The sequence below is a fragment of the Desulfuromonas sp. AOP6 genome, assembly GCF_009731355.2.
Classification (GTDB): domain Bacteria; phylum Desulfobacterota; class Desulfuromonadia; order Desulfuromonadales; family SZUA-540; genus SZUA-540.
On the sequence record NZ_AP022810.1, the window covers coordinates 399,286 to 424,461 of the forward strand.

The following is a 25,176-nucleotide window of genomic DNA, read 5'->3' on the forward strand; positions in this document are numbered from 1 at the left end:
TACTTATCTTGGACGAAATGGATCCGTTATGCTGAGCAAACGCATCATTCCCTGCCTGGACGTCAAGGACGGCCGCGTCGTCAAAGGGGTGCAATTTCTGGAACTGCGCGATGCCGGGGACCCGGTGGAGGCGGCCGAAGCCTACGATGCGCAAGGGGCCGACGAGCTGACCTTTCTCGATATCACCGCCTCCAGTGACAAGCGCAATATCATTCTCGACGTGGTGGCCCGCACGGCCGAGCGGGTTTTCATGCCCCTGACCGTGGGCGGCGGCGTGCGCGAGATCGCCGACATACGCAACCTGCTCAACGCCGGCGCCGACAAAGTTTCCATCAACACGGCGGCGGTGCACCGGCCTGAATTTGTACGGGAAGCCGCCGAGCGGTTCGGCTCCCAGTGCATCGTGGTGGCCATTGATGCCCGTCGTGTCGACAGCGCCGAAGGCATGAAATGGGAAGTCTTTACCCACGGCGGCCGCAACGGCACAGGCATCGATGCCGTCGAATGGGCGGGGCGCATGCAAGCCTACGGGGCTGGGGAAATTCTGCTGACCTCCATGGACAAGGATGGCACCAAGGACGGCTATGATATCCCCCTGACCCGGACCATCAGCGACCGCGTGAGCATTCCGGTTATCGCCTCCGGCGGTGTCGGCAATCTCGAACATATTCGCCAGGGGCTCGTCGAAGGGGGCGCCAGCGCGGCTTTGGCGGCGAGCATCTTCCACTTTCGCGAATACACCATCGCCGAATGCAAGGAATATCTGCGCGAACACGGGGTGCCCGTGCGTTTGTAACCTAAATCATCTCTCGCCCGCTCCTTGCCGTCGCTAGAGCTCGCAGGGCACACAGAGCGGGAATGCTTTTCCCCGTGTCCTCTGCGTGCTCAAGGGAGCGCAGCGAACGGGCGCGAGGCCGATTTTAAGGATTGGAAACATGTCTCTTTCCGCGCAACTGAAATTCGATGCCCACGGCCTGTTGCCGGCCATCACCCGCGACGCGGCGACCGGCGAGGTGCTCATGCTGGCTTATATGAATGCCGAAGCGGTCGACCTCACCGTCAAGTCCGGCAAGGTTCACTACTATTCCCGTTCGCGGCGGGCGTTGTGGATGAAAGGTGAGAGCTCGGGGCATGTGCAGACGGTGCGGGAGATCCGCTTCGACTGTGATGCCGACTGCCTGCTGATCACCGTCGAGCAGGAAGGGGCGGCCTGCCATACCGGCCATCACTCCTGCTTCCACCGTATCTTCGAGGCGGGCGAGGTCCGCACCGACGGGGAGAAAGAGGTGGACGCCACGGCCCTCTACGCCAGGCAGGACATCCTCGATGCGGTTTATCACGTGATCCAGGAGCGGCGCCAGAATGCGTCGGAGAAGTCCTACGTCGCCTCTCTCTTTGCCAAGGGGCTCGACAAGATTCTCGGCAAGATCGGCGAAGAAGCCACCGAGACCGCCGTGGCCGGCAAGGGCGGTGATCGGGATGAGGTCGTCTACGAGGTGGCGGATCTCTTTTTTCACACCCTGATTCTGCTCGGTTACTACGACCTGCCACCGGAGAGGATCTACCAGGAACTGCGGCGTCGCTTCGGTCTGAGCGGCATCGAAGAGAAGGAAAGCCGGGACAAATAAGCTGAAAAGCATCCCGCGCCTGTTCGCTTTGCTCACTTGAAATCGCGGAGAACGCAGAGTTTAATCCGATATTAATACCAATTCTTTTCGATGGTCTTTCTTTCGTGCCCTCTGCGCTCTCTAGCGACGGAAAGGAGCGGGCGCGAGGCCGATTCGAACTTAAAAAGGAACCGATGCCATGAGTCTGCAGGAACAATTGAACACCGCCATGAAGGACGCCATGAGGGCCAAGGACAGTCTGCGCCTCAATACGATCCGCATGATCCGCACCGCCATCAAGAACCGCGAGATCGACGAGCGCAAGGAACTCGACGACCAGGGAGTGATCGCCGTGCTGTCGACGGTGGTGAAGCAACGGCGGGAGTCGGCCCAGGTCTTCCGGGAGAACGATCGCCCCGAACTGGCCGAGAAGGAAGAGCAGGAACTTGCCGTAGTCATGGAGTTCCTCCCCTCCCAGCTCAGCGATGATGAACTGAAGACGCTGATCGAAGAGGCGGTGGCCGAGGTGGGGGCCTCCTCCATGAAGGATATGGGCAAGGTCATGAAGGTGGTAGCGGCTAAAACAACGGGACGTGCCGACGGCAAGGTCGTCAGCGAGCTGGTCAAGGCGCGCCTCTCGGCCTGAGCGCGAGCCTGCAGGGCCGGCGGAGTCATGGAATGAACATTATTGACATCGCCATTCTGGTTATCCTGGCGGGGTTTACCCTCAAGGGATTACTGCGCGGGCTGTTGAAGGAGCTGTGCTCCCTTGTTGGTCTGGTCGCCGGTGCCCTGTTCGCGCTCTATTTTCATGCGCCCCTGGCCGAGTTGCTGGTGGAATCCTTCCGGTTTCCGCTCAAGCTCGCCGTCGGCATCGCTTACGTCGTCCTGTTTGTGGTCTGTCTGCTCTTTTTCTCGCTGCTGGGCTACCTGCTCTCCCGCTTCGTCAAGCTCGTTTTTTTGGGGGGGGTAAACCGGGTCGCCGGCGGATTTTTCGGTCTGGCCCAAGGGGGTGTGCTGCTGGCTATCGGTCTTTTCGCCTTGAGTCTAGGCCCGTTGCCCGCCACTCTCGGTCCCATGATCAAGGATTCCCACCTGGCTCCTCCTTTTGTCCGACTGGGACAGGTCGTTTTTGAGGAGAGCCGGGATTTCTATTCGTCCCGCACCTGAGGGTCTTCCCCTTGACGTGGAGGCAACACGGAGCGATGAACGAAGATTGTTAATGACTGAAGAAACCCTGCGGGTGCTGGAATATGACAAGGTCAGGCAACTGCTGGCAGCGCAGGCCCTGACCGTAGCGGGCCGGAGACTTGTCGAGGCGCTGCATCCTCTCGATGAGGCCGATGCGGTTCGTGCGGCGCTGGAGGAAGTCAGTGAGATGGTCTGGCTGCTCGACGAACGCGGTCGCCCCCCCCTGGGCGGTTGCCGTGACCTGCAGCCCTGTCTGACCCAGCTGCGAACCGAAGGGACCTGGCTGCAGCCGGAAGTTCTGCTTGATATTCGCTCTACCCTCGAAGCCACGGTCGCCTGCCGGGGATATTTTGCCGAAGGGGAGAAGGCCCAGCGGCTTTCGCTTCTGGCCGCAGGCCTGCAGAGCTGCCGCGATCTCTATGAAGAGCTGCGCCGCAGCATCGGTCTGCGCGGTGAGATCCTCGACAGCGCCTCCTTTGAGCTGGGCACCCTGCGCCAGGACATGCTGCAGGTGCGCACGCGCATCAAGCGGGCGTTGGAGTCCCTGCTCGGCTCCGATCGGTTGGCAGGCGTTTTTCAGGACCAGATTATCACCGAGCGTCATGGGCGTTATGTGCTGCCGGTCAAGGCGGACCATCGGGGAAGGGTCAAGGGCTTTGTTCATGACGAATCGGCCAGCGGGCAGACCCTGTTCGTCGAACCGACCTCGGTGCTGGACGCGAACAACGAACTGCAGACCCTGCAGCGGGAAGAAAAACGCGAAGAAGAGCGGATTCTGCGTCGTCTGGCCGATTCCGTGCGGCGACAGGCCGAGGTTCTGAGGGAAAACCAGCGGATTCTTGCCCATCTCGACGGCAGGACGGCGGCGGCCCGCTTATCGCTGCTCATGGACGGCGTCGCTCCCGAATTAGTGGAGACGCCTGTGCTGGAGCTGCGGGCGGCCCGGCATCCTCTCCTGCTCTTTCATGCGGATGGAAGCCGGCGGGACAAGGGGGCTGTCCCCGTGGATATCCGCCTGGGCGAGCAGCGCGGCGCCCTGATTATCAGCGGACCCAATACCGGCGGCAAGACGGTGGCCCTCAAAACCGCCGGGCTGCTGCTGTTGATGGCCAAGTCGGGATTGCACATCCCCTGTCATGCCGACAGCCGGGTCTACCTGTTCCGCCATGTCTTTGCCGATATTGGCGACGAACAGAGCATCGAAGCGGATCTTTCCACCTTCTCCGGGCATTTGCAGCGGGTCCGGCGGCTGCTGGAACAGGCCGATGACGATTCGCTGGTGCTTCTTGACGAGGCCGGCACGGGCACGGACCCCGCAGAAGGGGGCGCTCTGGCGCTGGCCGTGCTGGATACGCTGCGCGAGCGAGGAACACGGGTCCTGGTGACCACGCACCTCAATGTTGTCAAGCACTATGCCTGGCAGCGGCCCGATGTGGAAAACGCCGCGGTGGAGTTCGACCGACAGACCCTGCGCCCGACCTACCGGCTGCACTACGGCATGCCGGGCGCCAGCAGCGCTTTTACCATCGCTCGCTGTCTCGGCCTGCCCGAGGAGGTCCTGCAGCGTGCCGAATCCTATCTCGGTGTCAAAGAGCGGGAAGGGGAGCAACAGCTTGAAGCCCTCAATCGACTGAGTCACAGCCTGGAGCAGGAGCAGGACGAGCTCAGGTCCCTGCGGGTGGCCGCCGAACAGGACCGGGAGAAACGCCGCCGGCTGCTGGCCGAACTGGAAACGCAAAAGCGGAGTATAATCGAAAAGACCACGCGACGGGCGGAGCAGAAGGCCAAAGAGGCCGAGCGCCAACTCAGGGTCATCCTGAAAGAAGCCCGTGGCGCCGGGGTCGACGCTCGCGAGCAGGCCGAGTTGAACCGTCAGCTGCGTGAGGTGAAAGAGGCTCTGGGGCGGGCGGCTCCAACACCTGCTGTCGGCGCTGCGCCAAAGCAGGTGGCGGTCGGCGAAATTTTACGCGTACCCGCTCTCGGTGCCGAGGGTGTGGTGGTCAGGGCCATGGACGACGAGGCGGAGCTGAACGTGCAGGGGAAGAAGATCCGCCTGCCCCTGGTCCAGCTGGAGGCGTTCAGCCCACGCCGATTCGAGGAAAAACAGGCCAAAAAGAGCAAGATCCAAAGCCGGGTGGAGCGCGATCGCTTTTCTCCCCGGCTTCTGCTGGTGGGACAAAGGGCGGAAGAGGCTCTGATTGCCTTGGATCGCTTTATTGATGATGCGCTGCTGCAGGGCGTGCGCGAGGTAGAGGTCGTCCATGGCAGTGGAACGGGTATTCTGCGCCGCGTGGTGCGGGATTTCCTCGCCGGGCATCGAGGCGTGCAAGCCTTTCGCGGCGCCGACCTGGCCCAGGGCGGGGATAATGTGACCCTTGTCGAATTGAGACGCTGATGCATGGTCGCATACCGGAAGAAAAGATTCAGGAGATCCGCGACCGCAATGACATCGTCGAGGTCGTTTCCTCCTATCTGCCGCTGAAAGCGACGGGGCCCAACAACTTCGGCCTCTGCCCTTTTCACCACGAGAAGTCGCCGTCTTTCAACGTCAATGCGGCGCGGCAGATTTTCCACTGCTTTGGCTGCGGCGTCTCCGGCAATGTCTTCTCTTTCCTTATGCGCATGGAGGGTCTCTCCTTTGTCGAGGCTGTGCGACGACTGGGCGACAGGGTGGGGGTTCAGATCGAACGGGAGACTCTGTCGCCGGAAGAACAGCGGCGGCGGCACCAGCAGGTGCTCTACTACCGGATCAATGAAGCCGCCTGCGACTTCTTTCACGCCAACCTCATGCGGTCGGAGGAGGGAAAGGCGGCGCGGGATTATCTCAAGAAGAGAGGATACGGGCACGAAATAGCGCGGGAATTCCGTCTTGGTTACGCCCTCGATCGTTGGGACGGGCTGACACGCAATCTGGCGGAGAAGGGTTTTGAAGGCAAGGATATCCAGACCCTCGGCCTGACCCGGCCCGGTCAGCAGGGGCGGGGGGACTACGACCTCTTCCGGGGGCGGCTCATTTTTCCCATTCTCGATCTGCACGGTCAGGTGCAGGCCTTCGGGGGGAGGGTGCTCGGCGATGAACTCCCCAAGTATCTGAATTCGCCCGAATCGCCGATCTACCACAAGGCGCGCATTCTCTACGGCCTCTACCAGGGGCGAGAAGAGATGCGACGCACCGGCGAGGCGATCGTGGTCGAGGGTTATTTCGATCAGCTCGCCCTGCATCGCGCCGGTTTTCCGCAGGCCGTGGCCACCTGCGGCACCGCTCTGACCGAAGAGCATGCTCAGCTGCTCAAACGCTACGCCAAAAAGGCCCTCCTCCTTTTTGATCAGGACGAGGCGGGCCGACGGGCCACCTTCAAGGCGATGGATGTGCTGCAGGCCGCCGGACTCCCCGCTGCCGTCATTACCCTGGATGAGGGGGACGACCCCGATTCCTTTCTGGCCGGCAAGGGGGCGGAAGCTTTCCGCCACCGTTTGCAGGCGGCCCGGCCGGTCATGGAGGTGTTCATCGATGACGCTCTGGCCCGGCATGGAGCCAGCGTGGAAGGCAAGGCGAAGGCGGTGGAGGAGATTGCCGCCAAGCTGCGCGGCCTGACGGATGCAATCGAGCGCAGCCTTTACGTACGCGCAGTGGCGCAAAAGGTGGGGTTCGACGAGAGTCTGCTGCAGGCCAAGGTCTCGGGACGCCGCCCTTCGCCGCCGGCCCAGCGGCAGGAAGTACGAGCCAAACGACCATCTTCGGCGACACCATCGGCCCCAGCCTCGGGTTTGCGGGCCCAGATGATGCTCCTCTATCTGCTGCTGCGTGAACCGCAGGCGCAGGTCCGGGTGAAGGAGGAGGGAGTTGAAAATCTGTTTTTAGATGCCAATATAAAGGAACTCGCAGAAAAAATTCTGAATCTGCCCGCACAGGAAACGCCATCGGCCGAAAGCCTATTGTCCCTGGCTGTCGATGAAGCCCAGAAGGATATTGTGCGGGGGGTTCTGCGCGAAGATGCGGCCGCATTCGCCGAAGAGGAGGAAGCCATTTTTGTCGATTGCCGCCAGGCGGTGGCCAAGGAAAAACTCCGACGCCGCCGGCAGGAATTAAATCAGCTCGTCCAGAGAGCCGAAAGCTGCGGCGACCAGCCGGAGATGGCCAGATTGCAGGCGGAGCTTATGCAGGTCAACCGTCAACTGAAATAAAAACCGTTTCGATAATAGAAATAAATCCACCAGGCCCCGTCAGGCAGGGGCAAGAGGAGAAGAGGTTACATGGCGAAAAAAAACGCAATGGAAGAAGTTCAGAACCTGATCGACCTGGGCAAGGAAAAGGGCTTTCTCACCTATGACGAGGTGAACGATTCCCTACCTGCCGATCTCATCTCTTCCGATCAGCTGGAAGATGTCATGAGCATGTTCGGTGAGATGGATATTGCCGTGGTCGATTCCGACAAAAAGGTGTCCCTTTCCGACGAGCGGGGTATCGACGAGGAGGGCGGCGACGACGAAGAGGAAGAGGAGTCCGAGTTCGAGGCCGGCGTCCTCGGCCGCACCAGCGACCCCGTCCGCATGTACCTGCGCGAGATGGGCCAGGTCTCTCTGCTGACCCGCGAAGGGGAGGTCGAGATCGCCAAGCGCATCGAAGAGGGGGAAGCCCTGGTGACCAGTGTCATCATGAAGACCCCTATCGCTTTCAAGGAGATCATCGGATTGGGAGATCGTCTGGCCAAGGGCCAGATCAGCGTCGCCGAGATCACCAAGGATTACGAGGAGGAAGAGGGGAGCGAGGAGGAAGAAAAGAATCGCCTGCGTATCCTCGCCCTGGTCGACCAGATCCGCGAGCTGGACACCCATTTTATGGCTGCCCGCGAACGCCTCGCCGGGGAGGTGCCCAAGGATGAGAAAAAGACGCTGGAGAAGCAGACCAGGGAACTCAAGACCCAGATCTCCGAGCTGATGCGCCAGATCCGCCTCAAGGATTTCCAGGTAGCCAAGATTGTTGACACCCTCAAGGAACTGGCGGAGCAGGTCAAGAAAGGGATGACCGAGGTCAGAGCCTGCGAGGATGAACTGAAGCTGCCCCACAAGGACATCAAGCGGCTGCTGCGGCGCATGCGCAAGAGCGACGAGGAAGCCCTCAAGGTCTCCGAAGAGCTCAAAACCCCCATCGACAGTCTGCTGGTGGTGGAAAAGCGCCTCAAGAGTGCCCAGCGTAAGTTCAAGCGGGTGCAGGAAGAATCAGGCTTTGCGCCGGAAGAACTGCTGGAGTCCCTGAAAGAGCTGCAGAAGGGGGAATGGCGGGCCAAGATCGCCAAGACGGAACTGGTGGAAGCCAACCTGCGCCTGGTCGTCTCCATCGCCAAGAAGTACACCAACCGTGGTCTGCAGTTCCTCGACCTCATTCAGGAGGGGAATATTGGCCTCATGAAGGCGGTGGACAAGTTTGAATATCAGCGCGGCTATAAGTTCTCCACTTATGCCACCTGGTGGATCCGCCAGGCCATCACCCGGGCCATCGCTGACCAGGCTCGCACCATCCGTATCCCGGTTCATATGATCGAGACCATCAACAAGCTGATCCGCACCAGCCGGCAGCTCGTGCAGGAGATGGGGCGCGAGCCGACGCCGGAGGAGATTGCCGAGCGTATGGATTTGCCGCTGGAGAAGGTTCGCCGCGTTCTGAAAATCGCCAAGGAACCCATTTCCCTGGAGACCCCCATCGGCGAGGAGGAAGATTCTTCCCTGGGCGATTTCATCGAGGACAAGGGGGTTGTCTCCCCCCTCGAAGCGGTTATCAAGGGGAACCTTTCCGACCAGACCTCCCGCGTTCTTTCCACCCTGACTCCGCGAGAGGAGAAGGTCCTGCGCATGCGCTTCGGCATCGGCGAAAAATCGGATCACACCCTGGAAGAGGTGGGGCAGGATTTTGCCGTTACCCGTGAGCGTATCCGTCAGATCGAAGCCAAAGCTCTGCGCAAGCTCCGCCATCCCAGCCGCTCCAAGCGCCTGAAGAGTTTTGTGGAGTTTTAGACGAAAAAAGGAAAATGGCCTTGACACGCATGTATCCAGGCCATAAACTAAGCGCTTGTTCAACGCAACGGGCCTATAGCTCAGTTGGTAGAGCCACCGGCTCATAACCGGTTGGTCCCAGGTTCGAATCCTGGTGGGCCCACCAACAAGGAAGCGCATGAGACGAACGCTCATATTGCATATAAAACGGTTAGAAAAAGCAAAACCATAAGTTCCCAGGAGTGCAACCAGACCCAGAGTTGCACTCTTTTTTTTGGTATTTAAACGCAATAAGCGGAGCATGAAGAAAGAACAGATCGTTCGCATACAGGATCTTGTCGGCCTGATACATGCCCTCTACCCCTCGGCCCTGGCCGAGGAGTGGGACAATGTCGGCCTGCAGGTTGGGGATCCGGCGGCCGCCGTGAAGACCGCGCTGATCTGTCTGGACCCCTCCGAAAAGGCCCTTGCCGCCGCTCGCTCGGCGGGGGCCCAAGCCATCATCTCCCACCACCCGCTCATATTTCGCCCCCTTAAAAACATACAGCCCACTGACGAAACCGGCCGCATTCTGTTTCAGGCGATCCGCGACGGTATCGCCGTTTTCAGCGCGCATACCAACCTGGACAGGGGACGTGACGGCCTAAACGATTGGCTCGCCCGCACCCTGCAATTGACGCAGGTCCTTCCCCTCGCCTTGGGGGGCAGTCTGGTCAAGCTCGTGGTTTTTGTGCCCAGTGGCCATGAAGAGGTGGTTTCGGAGGCTCTCTTCGCCGCCGGTGCCGGTCAGGTCGGACGCTATGACCGTGTCTCTTTCCGCAGTGCAGGGCAGGGCAGTTTCCGCCCGGGTTCAGGCGCGCAGCCTTTCATCGGTACCCTCGGCGAGACCGCGCGGGTCGATGAACTGCGACTGGAAGTCGTGCTGCCCCGGGAGTCGGTGAACAAAGTCGTCAGCAAGATGATCAAGGCCCATCCCTATGAGGAGGTGGCCTATGATCTTGTTCCGCTACTTAACAGCCCGGCGGACATCGGGCTGGGCCGGATCGGGCGCCTGTCGGAACCGGCCACCCTCGCGAGTTTGGCTGAACGCGTCAAGCAGGGCCTTGGCCTCTCGTCGCTACGTCTCGTCGGTCACGCCGAGCACCGCATTGTCAAGGTCGCGGTCTGTGGCGGCAGTGGGGCTTCCCTGCTCAGCGAGGCCAAACGCCAGGGGGCCGACGTGCTGGTGACGGGTGATGTGAAGTATCATGAGGCGCGCCAGGCCGAAAGTCTGAATATGGCGCTCATTGATGCCAGCCACTTCGGCACCGAACGGATTATGGTGCCGAATCTGGCCAGGGTACTCAAAGAGGAAGCGATTAAGAAAAAACTGGAAGTCGAATTCATAGAAATGGAGGGGGAGGGGGATCCGTTTACCACGGTCTGACTCCCCTTCCCTGTCTCAGCCGTTTCGCCGTCAAGAAACAACCTGAAGTCTCAACCGGGAGGTAAGGAAGGTGCAAGAAAAGATGGAAAAGCTTAAAGATCTGCAGGAGCTGGATCAGGAACTCATTGGTATTCGCCATAAGCGTCAGGTGCTCGCAGACGAGCAGCAGGTCAGTGGCGAGGAGCTGGCTCGTATCCAGGCCATGGTGGACAAACTCGACGGCGATATCGACGCCCTCAAGAAGGAGCGGGCCGCTTTGCAGCAGGCGCTTGCTCAGGAGCAGGACAACGTGCAGAAGGCCGAAGGCCGTCTGCCGGCCATCAAGACCCAGAAGGAGTACGTGGCCGTCCTTAAGGAGGTCGATACCGCCAAGAAGATGAACAAGGAACTTCTTGACAGTATCCAGCGCAAGGACGCCGAGATCGACGTGCTCGCCAGGGACCAGGAAGAAAAGACGGAGGAACTGGGCTCCCTGCAGGAGAAAACCAGTGCCCGCAATGCCGAAATCGATGCCGCCATGGCCGAGTTCGACGGCGTCCTCCAAGAAAAAGGAGTCCAGCGGGAAGCCTTGCTCAAAGGACTCTCCACCACCGTGCGCAAGCGCTACCAGATGCTGCTTGAACGGCGGGGCGGTATTGCCGTCGTGGAAGCACGCAACGAGACCTGCCTGGGCTGCAACATGCATCTGCCGCCGCAGCTTTTCAACAACCTGTATACGGCCGCCGAGATCCAGAGCTGTCCCCACTGCAATCGCCTCCTGTACGTCTTGCCCAGATAACGTCTTGTCATTTCGGGAAAAGACATCGATAATGGCAAACGGCTGGAGAAGGACAGATGATCGCTGGCTCCTTCGGGAGCGGGAGGAAAGTCCGGGCTCCGCAGGGCAGGATGGTCCCTAACGGGGACCGGGGGTGACCCCAGGGAAAGTGCCACAGAGAGGAGACCGCCCGTCCGCGCTTCGGCGAAGACGGGTAAGGGTGAAAGGGTGAGGTAAGAGCTCACCAGTTCCGGCGGTGACGTCGGAAGCTCGGTAAACCCCATCCGGAGCAAGACCAAATAGGGGAGCGTTTGAGGGCGGCCCGTCCGAAGCTCCCGGGTTCGGTTGCTTGAGACTGTCGGCAACGGCAGCCCTAGAGGAATGATCATCACCCTGCCGCGGGGAACCGCCGCAGGGAACAGAACCCGGCTTACGGCCTTCTCCAGCCTATTTTTAAGTAAACGGCACGTCCTTTTCCGGCCGTGTCGTTTCTTTTTCAGGACGAAGATGACTTCCTGCTCCGACATGTATCCGCGCTGGTCCCTTATTGTCGACACAGTTCAGGCAGAGTTTTCCCAACTTTCCCCCCAGGAGCGGGACTGGATGGACAGCCGTCTGCAGCGCATCGCTTATCTTCAGGAACAGCTCCAGGTCCTTTTTCTCCAGGCTGGGGGTGCGCAGTGCTGTACCGATTGTCTGGGGGCCTGCTGCGACTGCGGCAAAAATCATCTCACCCTGGTCAATCTGCTGGGACTCCTGCGGGCGGAGAGACCTGTCCCCCATCCGGATTTTACGGCTCCCTGCCCTTTTTTAGGCCAGACCGGCTGTCTGTTGCCAGCGGGCTTTCGACCGTTCAATTGTGTGACTTTCAATTGCGAACGGGTCGAGGACCGCATGACTCCTGGGGATCGGGAGCAGTTCTACACTATTGAAAGCCGTTTGCGCGATCTCTATAATGAGTTCGATGTGCGTTATGCCGGCGCCAGTCTGCGCGGACTTTTTATTCGGCAGGAGCGCCTGGCGGGCCAGGCCTTCCTGGCCCGCAAGACCTCTTAACTGGTCAGGGCGTTAATTTTTAAAGGCCCCGTCGGGCCGAGGAGGGATACTGATGGAATTACATTTCAGCCGCGCCAACGGCGAGGTGGACGACATGATTGATGATCTGCTCCGCCGTGTCGATGTGCATCACCCCGGGCTGGTTCGCGAGATGATTCTCAGCTCCCTGATGGCCGGGCAGGAGACTGATTACCTGGCCGATCTCAAACTCATGCGCACCACCATGAAGGAGATGCGCTACACCAACAAGGTCTTTGGTCCCTACCGCCAGCGTAAGAAGGTGACCATCTTCGGTTCGGCCCGCACCGAGCCCAGCGAACCGATCTATCAGAAGTGCGTCGAGTTTTCCCGACGACTGGCCGAGCTCGGCTACATGGTCATCACCGGCGGTGGCGGCGGCATCATGCAGGCCGGCAATGAAGGGGCCGGAGCGGAGAACTCCTTCGCTGTCAATATCCGCCTTCCTTTCGAGCAGGACACCAATCCGGTAATGGAGAACAGTAAAAACGTCATCACCTATAAATATTTTTTCAACCGCAAGGTCGCTTTTCTCAAGGAAGCCCAAGCGGTGGCCCTCTTTCCCGGCGGCTTCGGCACCCTCGATGAGGCCATGGAGACTCTGACCCTGGTGCAGACGGGCAAAAATCCCCCCATCCCCCTGGTGCTCATCGACGATGACAACGGTGATTATTGGGAACACTGGTTCCAGTTTATCAAAAAAATCCTCCTCAAGCGCGGCCTTATTTCCGGTGAGGATTTCAGCCTGTTCACCATTACCCGTGATGTCGAGGAGGCCGTGCAGGTTATTGACGAATTCTATCGGGTCTACCACTCCAGCCGCTTCGTCAAGGACACCCTGATCATCCGTCTGAACAAGACCCTCAGCGAAGAGCAGCTCGCCACGCTTCAGGGCGAGTTCAGCGAGATCATCGAACCCGGCAGTTCGCTGCGCCTGACCGAGGCTTTTCCAGAGGAAAAGGACGAGCCGGATCTTCTCAGTCTGCCCCGCCTGGCCTTCGAGTTCAATCGGCGCAGTTTCGGCCTGCTCAAAGCCTTCATCCGCCGCATCAATTCCTTCTGATCCTTCCGCTCCCCGGCCCCAGAGGCGTTTCTATAGCCTTTGGGGCTCTTTTTTTGCCAAAATCAGCTCATCCGTTATACTGAAAAAGTTTTCCGACGCGTTGTGGTCGCCCGTCACGAGGAATGGAGGCGATCGGCGCGAGGCCCTTCTTTGTCCTGACGCATGTCTAAAACCCATCAAGGAGGAAAAGCGGTATGAAAAAACTGTCCGTGTGGATTCTTGCCCTGGCGCTGCTGGTTTTTGTCGGGGGCGATGCCTTGGCCGTCCAGTATGTCACCATTGGAACCGGAGGAGTTACCGGAGTTTACTACCCGACGGGGGGTGCCATCAGCAAGCTGATCAACAAGAAGCGCCGGGAATACAACCTGCGCATGACCGTCGAGTCCACCGGTGGTTCGGTTTTCAATGTCAACGCCCTCATGAACGGTGATCTCGAGATGGGAGTGGTCCAGTCCGATCTGCAGTGGCAGGCTTATAACGGCAAAGGGGAGTGGGATGGTGTTCCGCAGAAGAAGCTGCGCGCCATGTTCGCCATCCATCCCGAGGCGGTGACCATTCTGGCCGCAGAGGACAAAAACATCCGCTCCGTGGCCGATCTCAAAGGGAAGATCGTCAATATCGGTGCTCCCGGCACCGGCCAACGCGTGAATGCCATGGACTTTTTCAAGGCGGCGGGCATTGATGTGGACAAGGATCTCCAGGCCGAAGGGATCAAGCCTGCCGAAGCGGCCAGCATGTTGCAGGACGGTCGCATCGACGCTTTCTTCTATACCGTGGGGCATCCCAACGGGTCGATCAAGGAGGCCGTCGCCGGCGCCCGCAAGGTCAATTTCGTGCCCGTCGATGAGGCCCTGGTTGCCAAGCTGACCGCCGACCAGCCCTACTATGCTCCAGCGACGATTCCGGTGGGCCCCTATCCCGGCGTCGTCAATAAGGAGGACGTGCCCACCTTCGGTGTCAAGGCCACTATCTGTACCTCCGCAGATGTGCCGGCAGACATCATCTACACCATCACCAAAGAGGTCTTCGAAAATATCGATGAACTGCGCGACCTTCATCCGGCTCTGGGCGTTCTGACTCGTGAAAACATGCTGCAGGGGCTCTCGGCGCCTCTTCACCCGGGCGCCGAGAAGTATTTCAGGGAAGTCGGTCTGCTTCAGTGATCTGTTACGGCCGGAACCGGGTATAATCGCGTTCCGGCCGCTGCCCTTGCCGACAGGGGATGGTGAAGGACATCTCTATTCATGAGCGAGTGAATCTATGACGGAAACTCCCCAGGAAGTTCATGACGAAGGCTTGGCCGCGGCCCAGCGCATGAAGGAAGAGGAGGAACTCGGTCTGCGCCGTCTGCAGGGGTGGACCCTCTATCTGGTACCGGCCATCGCCTTGGCCTGGTCCCTCTTTCAGCTCTCCCTGTCGAGCTGGCTGCTGCTCGATTCCACCTACATCCGCGCCATTCATCTGGCCTTTGCCATGGCCATCGTCTTTCTGTCCTATCCGACCTTCCGTCGCGATATCGACGTGCCCGGGTTGCGCTGGCTGGGTGAAAAGCACAAGATTCCCGTCGGCGATTTTATCATCGCTCTGCTGGCCACCCTGGCGGCCCTCTACATTGCCCTGGATTACGATGGGATAGCCAATCGGGTGGGCCGCCCCAGTCAGCGCGACATCGTGGTTGGTATCTTTCTGGTCCTCATCCTGCTGGAAGCAGCGCGGCGGGTGATTGGCCCGGCCCTGCCGGTAATTGCCTCGGTCTTTACTGCCTATGTCTTTTTCGGGCAGTATATGCCGGACTTCCTTGCTTTCAAGGGGGTCAGCGTTTCCCGCTATGTCAGCCAGATTTCCCTGACCACCGAGGGGATTTACGGCATCCCTCTGAGCGTCTCGGCGCGCATCGTCTTTTTGTTTGTTCTGTTCGGAGCCATGCTGGAAAAGGCGGGGGCCGGCAAGTTCTTCATCGACCTCGCCATGAGCCTGCTCGGCCGCTATAAGGGAGGGCCGGCCAAGGCGGCGGTTCTGGCCAGCGGTCTCACGGGTATCGTCTCCGGCTCCAGTATCGCCAACGTCGTCACCACCGGTACCTTCACTATTCCCCTGATGAAAAAAGTCGGCTATCCGGCTAAAAAGGCGGCGGCCATCGAGGTGGCCGTATCGACGAACGGCCAGTTGATGCCGCCGATCATGGGAGCAGCGGCCTTTATTATCGCCGAGTACGTCAATATCTCCTACCTCGAAGTCTGTAAGGCCGCGGCGGTACCCGCCTTTGCCTCCTACGCCGCCCTGTTCTGGCTGACCCATCTGGAGGCCGGCAAGTTGGGCATGCGGGGGCTGAGTAAAGAGGAATTACCGGTCTTCTTCCAAATCCTGCGTCAGGGTCTGCACTACCTCATCCCCATCTTCATGCTCCTCTATGAGCTCATCATCCCGAGGCATTCCCCCGATCTGGCTGCCTTTCGAGCCATCCTGGTGCTGATGGTGATCATGCTCTTCCAGCGTGCCATCGGCCGCAAGAAGCTTGGTATCAGCTTTGGGCAGGGGATAAGGCTCGGCGTCCTGGAAATCCTGGGGGGGATGGTCTCCGGCGCTCGCAATATGGTCAGCGTGGCCATTGCCACCGCCGCGGCCGGTATCATCGTCGGGGTGGTCACCATGGGACTCGGCGGTCTGATTACCGACATTATCGATACCCTGAGTATGGGCAATATCTTCCTCATGCTGCTGATTACGGCTGTGGCCAGCCTTATCCTGGGTATGGGACTGCCGACCACAGCCAATTACATCGTCATGGCTTCCCTGACGGCTCCTGCCCTGGTGACCATTGCCGATTGGCAGGGTTTCGAGGTGCCTCTGATCGCGGCCCATCTCTTTGTCTTCTATTTCGGCATCCTGGCCGATGACACGCCACCTGTCGGTCTTGCCGCCTATGCCGCCAGCGCCATCGCCAAGTCGGATCCCATACCGACGGGGCTACAGGGATTCATGTACGATATCCGCACGGCGATTCTCCCCTTCATGTTCATCTTCAATACCGACATGCTGCTGATCGGGGTGGACGGCATCGGCCTTTCCCTCTACATCTTCGGGATGACCTGTGTCGGCATGTTTGCCTTTGCTTCGGCCACACAAGGCTGGTTTCTGGTGCGGACCCGCTGGTATGAAATCATTCTTTTGCTCGGTGTGGCGCTCATCATGTTCCGCCCCGGCTTCTTTGCCAGCTACGTCGGCATAAGCAATCATTATATGAGTTATCTCGTGGGCCTGGCTCTGTGGGGAGGGATTTTTGCCCTGCAGAAAATACGCGTTCCCAAGGTGTCGGCGGCAGGCAAGGAGGCGTTATGATACCCCAGTACAAAAGCATCCTTTACGCGACAGATCTGACTTCCAATGCAACGCTGGCTTTCCGCCATGCGGTCGGCATCGCGCGTTGTCACGACGCCCGTATTCACCTGCTGCATGTCATGCCCGAGATGGATCCGGCGGTGCTCAACTATGTTTCCACGGTCATGGGAGAGAGTAAACTGGCGGATTTAGAACTGGAGCACAAGCAGGAGGTGAGCGAGACGATTCGCCAGAAGCTGAAGATCTTTGCCGAAGAAGAGCTGGCCGACCATCCGGAAGACCTTGAACGGATAGCCGCCATCGAAATCCATCACGGCCATGCCGTGGGGCTTATCCTGGAGACATCGGACCGCATGGACGCCGATCTCATTGTTCTGGGCAGTCATGGCAAGGGTGCGCTGAAGTACACCTTTTTGGGGAGCGTGGCCGAGAAGGTCCTGCGCAAGTCAACGCGACCCGTCCTGGTGATTCCCCTCAGTCAGGCACACGATTAGAAATGCAGCCGTGCCTTGCCAAGACAGAAATTGCCGCTAGTATGTAATTCTGCCGGCGATAAAGTCTTACTAAATGAAAATGAGGGTAGAGTGATGATCCGTTCAGAAGCATTGGTCGATTATGAGAAGTTTCGCAGTGCCAAGGTAGCCATCTTCGTCGATATCGGCGACACGGGGCGCTCTTACGAAACCATGGGCCGCCATCGCGAGGCCATTGAACGTCTGGCGGGGATGTTCGGTGCCCGCATTCTGCTGGTGGAGCAGAAGAAGCTCCTGTGCGATGCCATAGTGGAGAGTGACTATGCCGATGCCTGGGTTCTGCTCGTGTCCGATGGGCCCAACCGCTCCATGACCACCAAAAAGAATCCCCAGCGGATCAATGTCGATGCAAAATCCCCTTGGGAAGGTTGCGCCTTCAAAGAGCTGGTTCGCCAGGTCAAGGAGTCGACCCGTATTCTCGAAGACATGACGGACTACTACAGCCGTTTCTCCTCTGCCTCTTCCCGCCTGGGCTTAACCTCTGTGCCGACGAGCCCGAACTAACGGTTGTCGCCCTCAGAGCTCCCAGCCGATCAGGCATGAATAGCCGCGCCGTTGGCGGCCAGGGCCGCTTCTTTTACCGCCTCCGACAGGGTGGGGTGGGCGTGAATCATCAGGGCGATATCCCGGCTGCTGCCGCCGAAAGCCATGACTGCCGTTGCTTCGGCGATCAGATCGGAAGCCCTGGGGCCAACGATGTGGATGCCGAGAATTTTTCCACTGTCCGGCTTGGCCAGCACCTTGACGAAACCGTCCGTTTCGTCAAGGCAGCGGGCGCGGCCGTTGGCTGAAAAAGGAAACTTTCCCACCGCATAGTCGATGCCGGCTTCTTTCAGTTCTTCCTCCGTCTTGCCCACCGACGCCATTTCCGGCCAGGTGTAGATGACCCCAGGGATTTCATCATACTCGATCCGGGACTGCTGCCCGGCCAGGCGTTCGGCAAAGACCACACCCTCTTCTGAAGCCTTGTGGGCCAGCATGGGTCCAGGTATGAGGTCGCCGATGGCGTAGATGCCAGGCACGTTCGTCTGGTAGTCGTCATCCACCTTGATGCGGCCGCGCTCGTCCTGCTCCACACCGACCTCGTCGAGTCCCAGGCCTTCCGTGAGTGGTCGGCGTCCTACGGCCACGAGGATGCGGTCGCAAAGAACCTCTTTTGGTCCTTTCTTGCCCTCGATGGTGGCAGTAGCCCGCCCATGCTTCTCTTTAATCTCGACAATTTTGCTCTCCAGCAGAAACTCCATCCCCTGCTTTTTGAGGGATCTCAGGATCTGGTCGGCCGATTTGCGGTCTGAATGGGGCAGGATGTGGGGGAGCATTTCCACCACGGTGACCTTGGCGCCAAGGCGCAGCCAGACGGAACCGAGTTCAAGGCCGATGAAGCCGGCGCCCACCACCAGCAGATGTTCGGGAATCAGGCCGAAGGACAGCGCTTCGCGGGCGCTGACAACGAGATCGTCGTCGAAGGGGAGGTCGGGGAGTTCTGTGGCGGTGCTGCCGGTAGCGAGCAACACTTTCTGGCCGCGTATCTGCTGAGCCTCGTCTTTCCCTTCGCCCTCAACGCGAACCTGGTGTCCGGCAGCGCCATCCTCGGTTTCCAGCAGACGACCTTTGCCCCTGAAACGCTTGATCTTGTTCTTCTTAAACAGAAAGGCGACGCCGTCGGTGAGTTTTTGCACCACCTCATCCTTACGGGCCATCATTTTTTCCATATCGAGCTTGGGCGGTTGAATCTCGATGCCGTGGTCGCCAAACCGGTCCCGGGCCAGGGCAAAGAGTTCGCTGGACTCGAGCAGGGCCTTGCTGGGGATGCAGCCTTCGTTCAGGCAGACGCCACCAAGGGTGTCCCGACTTTCCACAACAGCGACTTTAAGGCCGAGCTGGCTAGCGCGGATGGCGGCCACGTAACCGCCGGGGCCGGCGCCGATAACGATCAGGTCAAACATATCTTCACTCATGAATCATTTCCTTATGGGGCTCTCGGGTTACGGGATGCAAAGACGGTTCAGAGCTCGAAGAGCAGCTCTTCGGGCTCTTCGAGAACCTCCTTGATCTTGCGCAGGAACTGGACCGCCTGTTTCCCGTCGATGATGCGATGATCATAGCTCAGGGCCAGGTACATGATGGGCCGGATGACGACCTTGCCATCGCATACCACTGCCCGCTCTTCGATGGCGTGCATGCCGAGAACGCCGCTTTGCGGGGGGTTGAGAATGGGGGTGCTGAGCATGGAGCCATAAATGCCCCCGTTGCTGATGGTGAAAGTGCCCCCTTCCAACTCGTCGAGGGTGATGCGGTTGTTCTGAATGCGGTCGACCAGCTCCTGGATGCCCTGCTCGATGCCGGCAAAGCTGAGCCCGTCGGCATGGCGCAGGACTGGCACAATAAGGCCTCGCTCAGAGCCGACGGCGATGCCGATATCGTAGAAGTGCTGGAAGACCATGTCCTCACCATCGATGCGGGCGTTGACCTCGGGGAAGGCTTTGAGAGCCTCGACGCAGGCTTTCACGAAAAAGGACATCAGCCCCAAAGAGACCCCGTGTTTTTCACGGAAGGCTTCCTTGTGCTTCTGGCGCAGAGCGTCAATGCGGCTCATGTCCGCTTCGTTGAAGGTGGTGAGCATGGCTGTCTGCTGTCGCACGGCAACGAGCCGTTCCGCGATCTTCTTGCGGAGCGGGCTCATGCGCTTGCGGGTGGTGCGTCCGCTCTCTTCGGGCTCGGCGGCGGGTTCCTTACGGGGAGCGGCGGCTGGTTCTTTTTTGGGAGGCGAAGGCGCCTGCTCCTTTTTATTCTCGTTGCTGGCCTGCAGGACGTCGTCGACGGTGATGCGGCCGTTCCGGCCACTGCCGGAGACGGTGTCGAGGTCGATGCCTCTCTCTCTGGCCATCTTGGCGGCGGCCGGATTGACCGCAGGCGGTTTGTCCTCCGCTGCCTTGGGTTTTTCTTCCTTTTTCTCTTCGTCGTCCGCAGAGGTTTCCTGATCGGTCTTCGGCGGTGACGAAGCCTTCTCATCGATGTTGCCCAGGGCGCCGCCGACCTTCACCGTTTCCCCTTCCTGGGCGCCGATAGCCAGGGACCCATCAGCTTCCGCCTGGATTTCAAGATTGATTTTGTCGGTCTCCAGTTCAAGCAGCACCTCGTCTTTGCGGACGAAGTCCCCGTCTTTTTTGTGCCATTTGCCAACGACCGCTTCAAACACGGATTCGCCTATTTCGGGAACTGTAATTTTCATGGGAATCTCCGGGAGTGCGTGGTTGAAATCATAACAGTCTGGCCGAGGGTGCGTCTGCCGTTCAGATGGAGAAGGCCGCTTCGATAATCTCCTCCTGTTCTTTCTTGTGCAGGCGATGGGAACCAACGGCGGGAGCCGCCGCCGGGTCACGGCCAATATAGTCAGGCTCCAGGCCGGTGGCCTTCGCCAGCCGCGGCCGCACAAACTCCCAGGCGCCGGCGTTGCGGGGCTCTTCCTGAACCCAGACCGCCCGTTCCAGTTTGTCGAAGGGAGCCAAAAGCTCCCCTAGGCGCTCCTCCACCCAGGGGTAGAGCTGTTCGACGCGCACCAGGGCAATGGATTCATCCCCCCCTGACTCCAGTTTCTCCTGCAATTCATAGAAAATTTTGCCGCTGCAGAAAAGAAGGGTTTTGACCTTCTTAGGCTTGGTGGCCGTCAGGAGAAACTCCTCGAAGTGCCCTTGCGTAAAAGCGGACAGGTTTGAGCGACAGGCAGGGTGCCTGAGCAGGCTCTTGGGGGTGAAGACAATCAGGGGTCGTCGGAAGGGCTGCAGCACCTGCCGGCGCAGGAGATGAAAGAACTGGGCCGGGGTGCTGGGGTTGCTCGCCATCAGGTTGTGGTCGGCGCACAGCTGTAAAAAGCGTTCGATGCGGGCGCTGGAGTGTTCGGCCCCCTGCCCCTCGAAACCATGAGGGAGGAACAGGGTCAGGCCGCTGTGCCGATCCCACTTGGAGGAGCCGCTGGCGATGAATTGATCGATGATGACCTGGGCGCCGTTGGCGAAATCGCCGAACTGGGCTTCCCATATGGTCAGGGCGTAAGGTGTCTCCAGGGAATAGCCGTAATCGAAGCCGAGCACCGCCGCTTCGGAGAGCATGCTGTTGTAGATGCGGCAGGCCGCCTTGTCTGCGGCGACGGTCGCGAGGGGCATAAATGTTTTGGCGTTTTTGGCATCGACCAGCACGGCGTGGCGGTGGTTGAAGGTGCCCCGACGCACGTCCTGGCCGGAAAGGCGCACACTCATGCCTTCGCTGAGCAGGGTGGCCAGAGCCAGATGCTCGGCGTTGCCCCAGTCGATCTCTTCTCCCGCCTCGATGGCTTCCAGCCGTTTCTGCAGCAGAGTCGCGACTTTGGGGTGCGGTGTAAAGTCGTCGGGGATCTGGGCCAGTCGGCGGGCGATATCCTGCAGAGTGTCTGCGGCGAGGGCGGTTTGGACAGGTGCCGGGGTGTAGTCGCGGGCGATATCTTTCCATTTGCCCCGGAAACCGGCATCGGCTCGCTTCCCCGGTTTTTCAAGGGCCTCCTCCAGTCGCTGAGAGAAACTGTCGGCCATAGCCTCCATTTCCTCAGGAGGGAGGCCTTCCTCCTGCAGACGCGCAGCATAGATCTCGTGGGCAGGCGGCCGCTCCTTGATTTTTTCGTACATGAGCGGCTGTGTGAAAAAGGGTTCATCCCCCTCGTTGTGTCCATGCCGGCGGTAGCAGATGACTTCGAGGATGACATCCCGGCCGTAGCGCTGCCGGTAGTCGAGGGCCAAATCGGCTACGTAGGCGGCGGCTTCGGGGTCTTCCCCGTGAATATGGAAGATGGGGACCATGAGCATCTTGGCCATGTCCGTGGCATAGTGGGTGGAACGGGCGTCGGCGGGGGCGGTGGTAAAGCCGATCTGATTGTTGAGGACGATATGCACCGTGCCGCCGGTACTGTAACCTTCCAGTTGGGAGAGGTTGAGGGTCTCCGCGACCATCCCCTGACCGGCGAAGGCGGCATCGCCATGGAGTAGCACCGGCAGGACGAGCTTGGCGCCGCCCTCACCGAGGGCCTCCTGCCGTGCCCTGGTTTTGCCTTCGACGACGGGGTTCACTGCTTCCAGGTGACTCGGGTTCGAGGCCATGCTCAGATGCAGACTCCCCTGGTCGGGGAAATCATGGTCGATGGAGAAGCCCTTGTGGTATTTGACGTCGCCTTCACCGACGAATTCGTACTCCAGGTTGTCTTTGAATTCGGCGAAGATGTTTTCCAGCGGTTTGTGAAAGTTGTTGGCCAACACGTTGAGACGTCCGCGGTGGGCCATACCCAGGACCAGGGTTTTGAGGGACAAAGCGCCCGCTCGGTGGATAAAGCGGTCGAGTAAGGGGATGATGATCTCTCCCCCCTCCAGGCTGAAGCGTTTCTGCCCGAGGAACTTGCGATGCAGAAAGTTCTCGAACAGGGTGGCCTGCTGCAGTTTCTGCAGGATGGCCTTTTTTTCGGTCGGCGTGAAGGAAGGGCGGTTACGGCAGCTCTCCATTCGGTCGATGAGCCATTGGCGTTCGGCCGGATCCTGGATATGCATGAATTCCACCCCGATGGAGCGGCAGTAGGTCTCCTGCATGGTCTCGAGAATTTCTTTCAGCGAGGCACTTTCCTTCAAAAACCTTTTGGTGTGAAACACCCGGGTCAGGTCATTATCGTCCAGGCCGAAGGTTTCAAGATCCAGCAGAGGATGGGACAGCGGGCAGGGATTAAGGGGATCCGTGCAGGCCAGCAGATGCCCAATGGAACGATAGCGATACATGAGGGACTGAACGGCGGACTGCTTGAGCTCCAGGGCATGGCACTCACCGACAGATCCTGTGTCCGCCTCTTGGGTGCGCCCCAAGTCGAACCCTTCGAAAAAGATCTGCCATTGTCGGGGGACCTGCCGCGGGTCCTGTTTCCAGAGAGTGTATTGGGCCTCGAAATAGTCGGGACTGGCGTTGTCGAGAAAGGTCATGAATATCCGCCGGGATTAAAGGGACGCTATTGTTGGGAGCTGAAGGAACCTGTGTAGGGCACGGTCAATTCCAGAATTATAACAGGCGGCAAAAGGCATGCAAACGCTTCGACCCCAAAACCCTGGAGTGATGCGGCAAGATCTAGAAAGGGACGTTTTAAGGGCTCAGTATCGGCCTCAGATACTGGCTGACACCACCCATGATCATCTGTACAGCTAGGGTTGTCAGGATCATGCCCATCAGTCGTTCAATCGCGATAATCCCCCTTTTACCCAGCCAGCGGTTGAGACTGGTAGAAAAAGAAAGGATGGTGCCGGTGATGAGCCAGGCCATGAAAATCGCCAGCAGCCATTCGGGCCAGCGCGTGCTGTCCCGGTTCATGATGAAGACTACGGAGGCCAGGGCTGAAGGGCCAGCTATAAAAGGAATGGCCAGGGGCACGATGAAAGGCTCGCCGTCGATAGCGATAGGCACCTCATAGAGTCCGCTGGGCGAGGGAAAGACCATGCGGATGGCGATCATGAACAGGATGATGCCGCCGGCCACGGTCAGCGTTGGATCCGAGATGTTGAGCGCGTGCAGCAGAAACTTACCGAGAAACAGAAAAAGCACCAGAACCAGCAGGGCGATGAACAGCTCCCGGATGATGACCTTCTTCTGCCGCTCGGGGGGGACATCCTTGAGAGCCGTAAGGAAAAGGGGGATGTTGCCGATGGGGTCCATGACAAACAGGAGCAGCAGGGTGGCTGACAGGATAGTCACGGCAAGTACCTCGTCCTAACACGTAGTGGATTTCTGGTCGGGAATCGAAGGCGAGTCAGAGCGCCAAAGTAGCATGAAAACCTATCTGCGTCCAGCCTGTTGCCGGGGTGCCTTCTGCCAGGAATTAAGAGAGTATGAAAATTGTGAACAAATGAAAAAAATGAACGGGCCGGTTTTGTTCCCCGCTGTGTGCGCCAGGTCAGGAGGATGTTTTGCCCGCCGCACGGGGTGGCCATGGCAGCCGCAGGGCCTCTCCTATGGCGATGCGGTCAGGTAGTGCCTGCGGTCCGAAGTTTCGGGTGACGAAGTCGTGATTGATGGCGGCCAGCAGCTCGTTGAGGCGTTCCAGGTCAATGAGGGAACTGCCGGTGAGGCTGTCGTACCCAACAAAGTTGAGAGGGCAGAAATCAACGCGTGTTCCCTCGGGTTCGCGTAGGAGGATTGGCAGGCCATGGGTGCGACAGATGATGGGGCGATCGCCATAGAGAAGGCAATGTCCCTCTTCCAGAAGCGGGCAAGCCCCATTGTCGCCAACTTTGCGTCCCCGCCCGCGTAGTCTTTCCCGGACAGTCTCCGGTTGGGCAGCGACTGCCTTGGCCAGGGCATAGGCCTCCACGGGAAAGAGGGTCAATGCCAGGCAGCAGCTATCGCAACCAGCCTGGCAGGAGATGGCGTCGGTGTGAGCCTTTTCAATCTGTCGGCAAAGGGTGTCGACCTTGTCGCGCAGTTGCAGATAGGTATCAAAAGGGGACATGAGTTCGATCCTTGGATGGGTGGGGGATGGGTATCAGCTGTGGGTAGCTTTGGAACCGGCGGCCCTCTGGGCAAGGTCAGGATGATGGTCGAGCAGGCGCTTGAGTAATTGTTTAACCATGCGAAAGGTCAGGCCCCAGAGCACCGGACGTCCCTCGCCCAGCAGATCGATGGAGGGCACAGCCCGGTTGCGCGCATTCCAGCGGATGTTGGTTTGGGTATGGCGCCGCGGGTTGACCAGTTCGGTGATGGGGAACCAGAAAACTTCTTTGACCTCGTGGTTGAGCGTGAAAGGGCCGGCATGGGGAAGGTGGTAAACGAAGCAGGCGACTTGTACGGGAAGAACCGCTCCGGTGACATCGTCAAGGCGTCCGAGGAACTCCGCCTCTGACAGATCAAGCCCGATCTCTTCCAGCGTCTCACGCTCGGCGGCATGGCGCAGGTCGCGGTCGTTAGGATCAAGGCGTCCGCCGGGAAAGGCGATATTCCCTGACCAGGGGTCGCGCTCATGCCGAGCCCGTTCGATGAAAAGAATTTTGAGTCCTTCCCGGCTCTGCCAGAGAAGGAGGGCGACGGCGGCCTGGGTTTTCTCTCCGGCAGCGCAGAGTTTGGGCTGATAGGGAGCCAGGGCGTCGCGGACTTGAGCGATGGATATCATAACGAAAGGAACCCCTGCGTTTTTTTCTCATTGT

21 protein-coding genes, 1 tRNA gene and 1 other RNA gene are annotated in these 25,176 nt (G+C 59.4%); 17 read left to right on the plus strand and 6 right to left on the minus strand.

The window, feature by feature from the left end; translation table 11 throughout:
• Positions 1 to 28 precede the first annotated feature (28 nt).
• The 17 genes from hisF to AOP6_RS02035 all read left to right on the plus strand — a co-directional run bounded on the left by hisF (position 29) and on the right by AOP6_RS02035 (position 17,485).
• Positions 29 to 796, plus strand: a complete 768-nt coding sequence (gene hisF, locus AOP6_RS01955) for an imidazole glycerol phosphate synthase subunit HisF (RefSeq protein ID WP_155874964.1) — start codon at positions 29 to 31, stop codon at positions 794 to 796.
• Between the two features lie 139 nt (positions 797 to 935).
• Positions 936 to 1,628, plus strand: a complete 693-nt coding sequence (hisIE, locus tag AOP6_RS01960) for a bifunctional phosphoribosyl-AMP cyclohydrolase/phosphoribosyl-ATP diphosphatase HisIE (protein ID WP_155874965.1) — start codon at positions 936 to 938, stop codon at positions 1,626 to 1,628.
• Between the two features lie 178 nt (positions 1,629 to 1,806).
• The gene (locus AOP6_RS01965) at positions 1,807 to 2,253 is read left to right on the plus strand and encodes a GatB/YqeY domain-containing protein (RefSeq protein WP_155874966.1); all 447 of its coding nucleotides are present in this window, start codon (positions 1,807 to 1,809) and stop codon (positions 2,251 to 2,253) included.
• Positions 2,254 to 2,285: 32 nt separating this feature from the next.
• The gene (locus AOP6_RS01970; RefSeq protein ID WP_155874967.1) at positions 2,286 to 2,777 is read left to right on the plus strand and encodes a CvpA family protein; all 492 of its coding nucleotides are present in this window, start codon (positions 2,286 to 2,288) and stop codon (positions 2,775 to 2,777) included.
• A 52-nt stretch (positions 2,778 to 2,829) separates the two neighbouring features.
• A complete protein-coding gene (locus AOP6_RS01975) occupies positions 2,830 to 5,193 on the plus strand; it encodes an endonuclease MutS2 (RefSeq protein ID WP_155874968.1) in 2,364 nt (787 codons plus the stop codon).
• The gene (dnaG, locus tag AOP6_RS01980; protein WP_155874969.1) at positions 5,193 to 6,983 is read left to right on the plus strand and encodes a DNA primase; all 1,791 of its coding nucleotides are present in this window, start codon (positions 5,193 to 5,195) and stop codon (positions 6,981 to 6,983) included. Before AOP6_RS01975 ends, dnaG begins: the two co-directional genes overlap by 1 nt.
• A 69-nt stretch (positions 6,984 to 7,052) precedes the next feature.
• Complete coding sequence (rpoD, locus tag AOP6_RS01985) at positions 7,053 to 8,810, plus strand: RNA polymerase sigma factor RpoD (RefSeq protein WP_155874970.1); 1,758 nt, start codon at positions 7,053 to 7,055, stop codon at positions 8,808 to 8,810.
• A 69-nt stretch (positions 8,811 to 8,879) separates the two neighbouring features.
• Positions 8,880 to 8,955 (plus strand) — tRNA-Ile (locus AOP6_RS01990).
• Positions 8,956 to 9,090: 135 nt separating this feature from the next.
• The gene (locus AOP6_RS01995; RefSeq protein WP_155874971.1) at positions 9,091 to 10,215 is read left to right on the plus strand and encodes a Nif3-like dinuclear metal center hexameric protein; all 1,125 of its coding nucleotides are present in this window, start codon (positions 9,091 to 9,093) and stop codon (positions 10,213 to 10,215) included.
• A gap of 70 nt (positions 10,216 to 10,285) precedes the next feature.
• Complete coding sequence (locus AOP6_RS02000; RefSeq protein WP_155874972.1) at positions 10,286 to 10,993, plus strand: C4-type zinc ribbon domain-containing protein; 708 nt, start codon at positions 10,286 to 10,288, stop codon at positions 10,991 to 10,993.
• Between the two features lie 44 nt (positions 10,994 to 11,037).
• Positions 11,038 to 11,420: RNase P RNA component class A (rnpB, locus tag AOP6_RS02005), an RNA gene on the plus strand.
• 59 nt (positions 11,421 to 11,479) lie between these two features.
• Positions 11,480 to 12,028 (plus strand): hypothetical protein, encoded by a 549-nt coding sequence (locus AOP6_RS02010; RefSeq protein ID WP_155874973.1) that lies wholly within the window; start codon positions 11,480 to 11,482, stop codon positions 12,026 to 12,028.
• Positions 12,029 to 12,080: 52 nt separating this feature from the next.
• Positions 12,081 to 13,109, plus strand: a complete 1,029-nt coding sequence (locus AOP6_RS02015) for a TIGR00730 family Rossman fold protein (protein WP_155874974.1) — start codon at positions 12,081 to 12,083, stop codon at positions 13,107 to 13,109.
• 194 nt (positions 13,110 to 13,303) lie between these two features.
• Positions 13,304 to 14,272 (plus strand): TAXI family TRAP transporter solute-binding subunit, encoded by a 969-nt coding sequence (locus AOP6_RS02020; protein WP_155874975.1) that lies wholly within the window; start codon positions 13,304 to 13,306, stop codon positions 14,270 to 14,272.
• Positions 14,273 to 14,369: 97 nt separating this feature from the next.
• Positions 14,370 to 16,448 (plus strand): TRAP transporter permease, encoded by a 2,079-nt coding sequence (locus AOP6_RS02025; protein ID WP_155874976.1) that lies wholly within the window; start codon positions 14,370 to 14,372, stop codon positions 16,446 to 16,448.
• A complete protein-coding gene (locus tag AOP6_RS02030) occupies positions 16,445 to 16,942 on the plus strand; it encodes a universal stress protein (RefSeq protein ID WP_155874977.1) in 498 nt (165 codons plus the stop codon). Before AOP6_RS02025 ends, AOP6_RS02030 begins: the two co-directional genes overlap by 4 nt.
• Positions 16,943 to 17,035: 93 nt before the next feature.
• Positions 17,036 to 17,485 carry a hypothetical protein gene (locus AOP6_RS02035; protein WP_155874978.1) on the plus strand — a complete coding sequence of 150 codons (450 nt, stop codon included), beginning with the start codon at positions 17,036 to 17,038 and terminating at the stop codon, positions 17,483 to 17,485.
• A gap of 29 nt (positions 17,486 to 17,514) precedes the next feature.
• On the opposite strand, the gene lpdA is transcribed toward AOP6_RS02035, so the two are convergent.
• The 6 genes from lpdA to AOP6_RS02065 all read right to left on the minus strand — a co-directional run bounded on the left by lpdA (position 17,515) and on the right by AOP6_RS02065 (position 25,142).
• Complete coding sequence (lpdA, locus tag AOP6_RS02040) at positions 17,515 to 18,939, minus strand: dihydrolipoyl dehydrogenase (RefSeq protein WP_155874979.1); 1,425 nt, start codon at positions 18,937 to 18,939, stop codon at positions 17,515 to 17,517.
• A gap of 47 nt (positions 18,940 to 18,986) precedes the next feature.
• Positions 18,987 to 20,213 carry a 2-oxoglutarate dehydrogenase complex dihydrolipoyllysine-residue succinyltransferase gene (odhB, locus tag AOP6_RS02045; RefSeq protein WP_155874980.1) on the minus strand — a complete coding sequence of 409 codons (1,227 nt, stop codon included), beginning with the start codon at positions 20,211 to 20,213 and terminating at the stop codon, positions 18,987 to 18,989.
• A gap of 61 nt (positions 20,214 to 20,274) precedes the next feature.
• Positions 20,275 to 22,968, minus strand: a complete 2,694-nt coding sequence (locus AOP6_RS02050) for a 2-oxoglutarate dehydrogenase E1 component (protein WP_155874981.1) — start codon at positions 22,966 to 22,968, stop codon at positions 20,275 to 20,277.
• A 157-nt stretch (positions 22,969 to 23,125) separates the two neighbouring features.
• A complete protein-coding gene (locus tag AOP6_RS02055; protein WP_155874982.1) occupies positions 23,126 to 23,731 on the minus strand; it encodes a MarC family protein in 606 nt (201 codons plus the stop codon).
• Between the two features lie 199 nt (positions 23,732 to 23,930).
• On the minus strand, positions 23,931 to 24,485 hold the full coding sequence (locus tag AOP6_RS02060; protein ID WP_155874983.1) for a YkgJ family cysteine cluster protein: 555 nt from the start codon (positions 24,483 to 24,485) through the stop codon (positions 23,931 to 23,933).
• A 33-nt stretch (positions 24,486 to 24,518) separates the two neighbouring features.
• Positions 24,519 to 25,142, minus strand: a complete 624-nt coding sequence (locus AOP6_RS02065) for a CoA pyrophosphatase (RefSeq protein WP_155874984.1) — start codon at positions 25,140 to 25,142, stop codon at positions 24,519 to 24,521.
• Between the last annotated feature and the right edge of the window lie 34 nt (positions 25,143 to 25,176).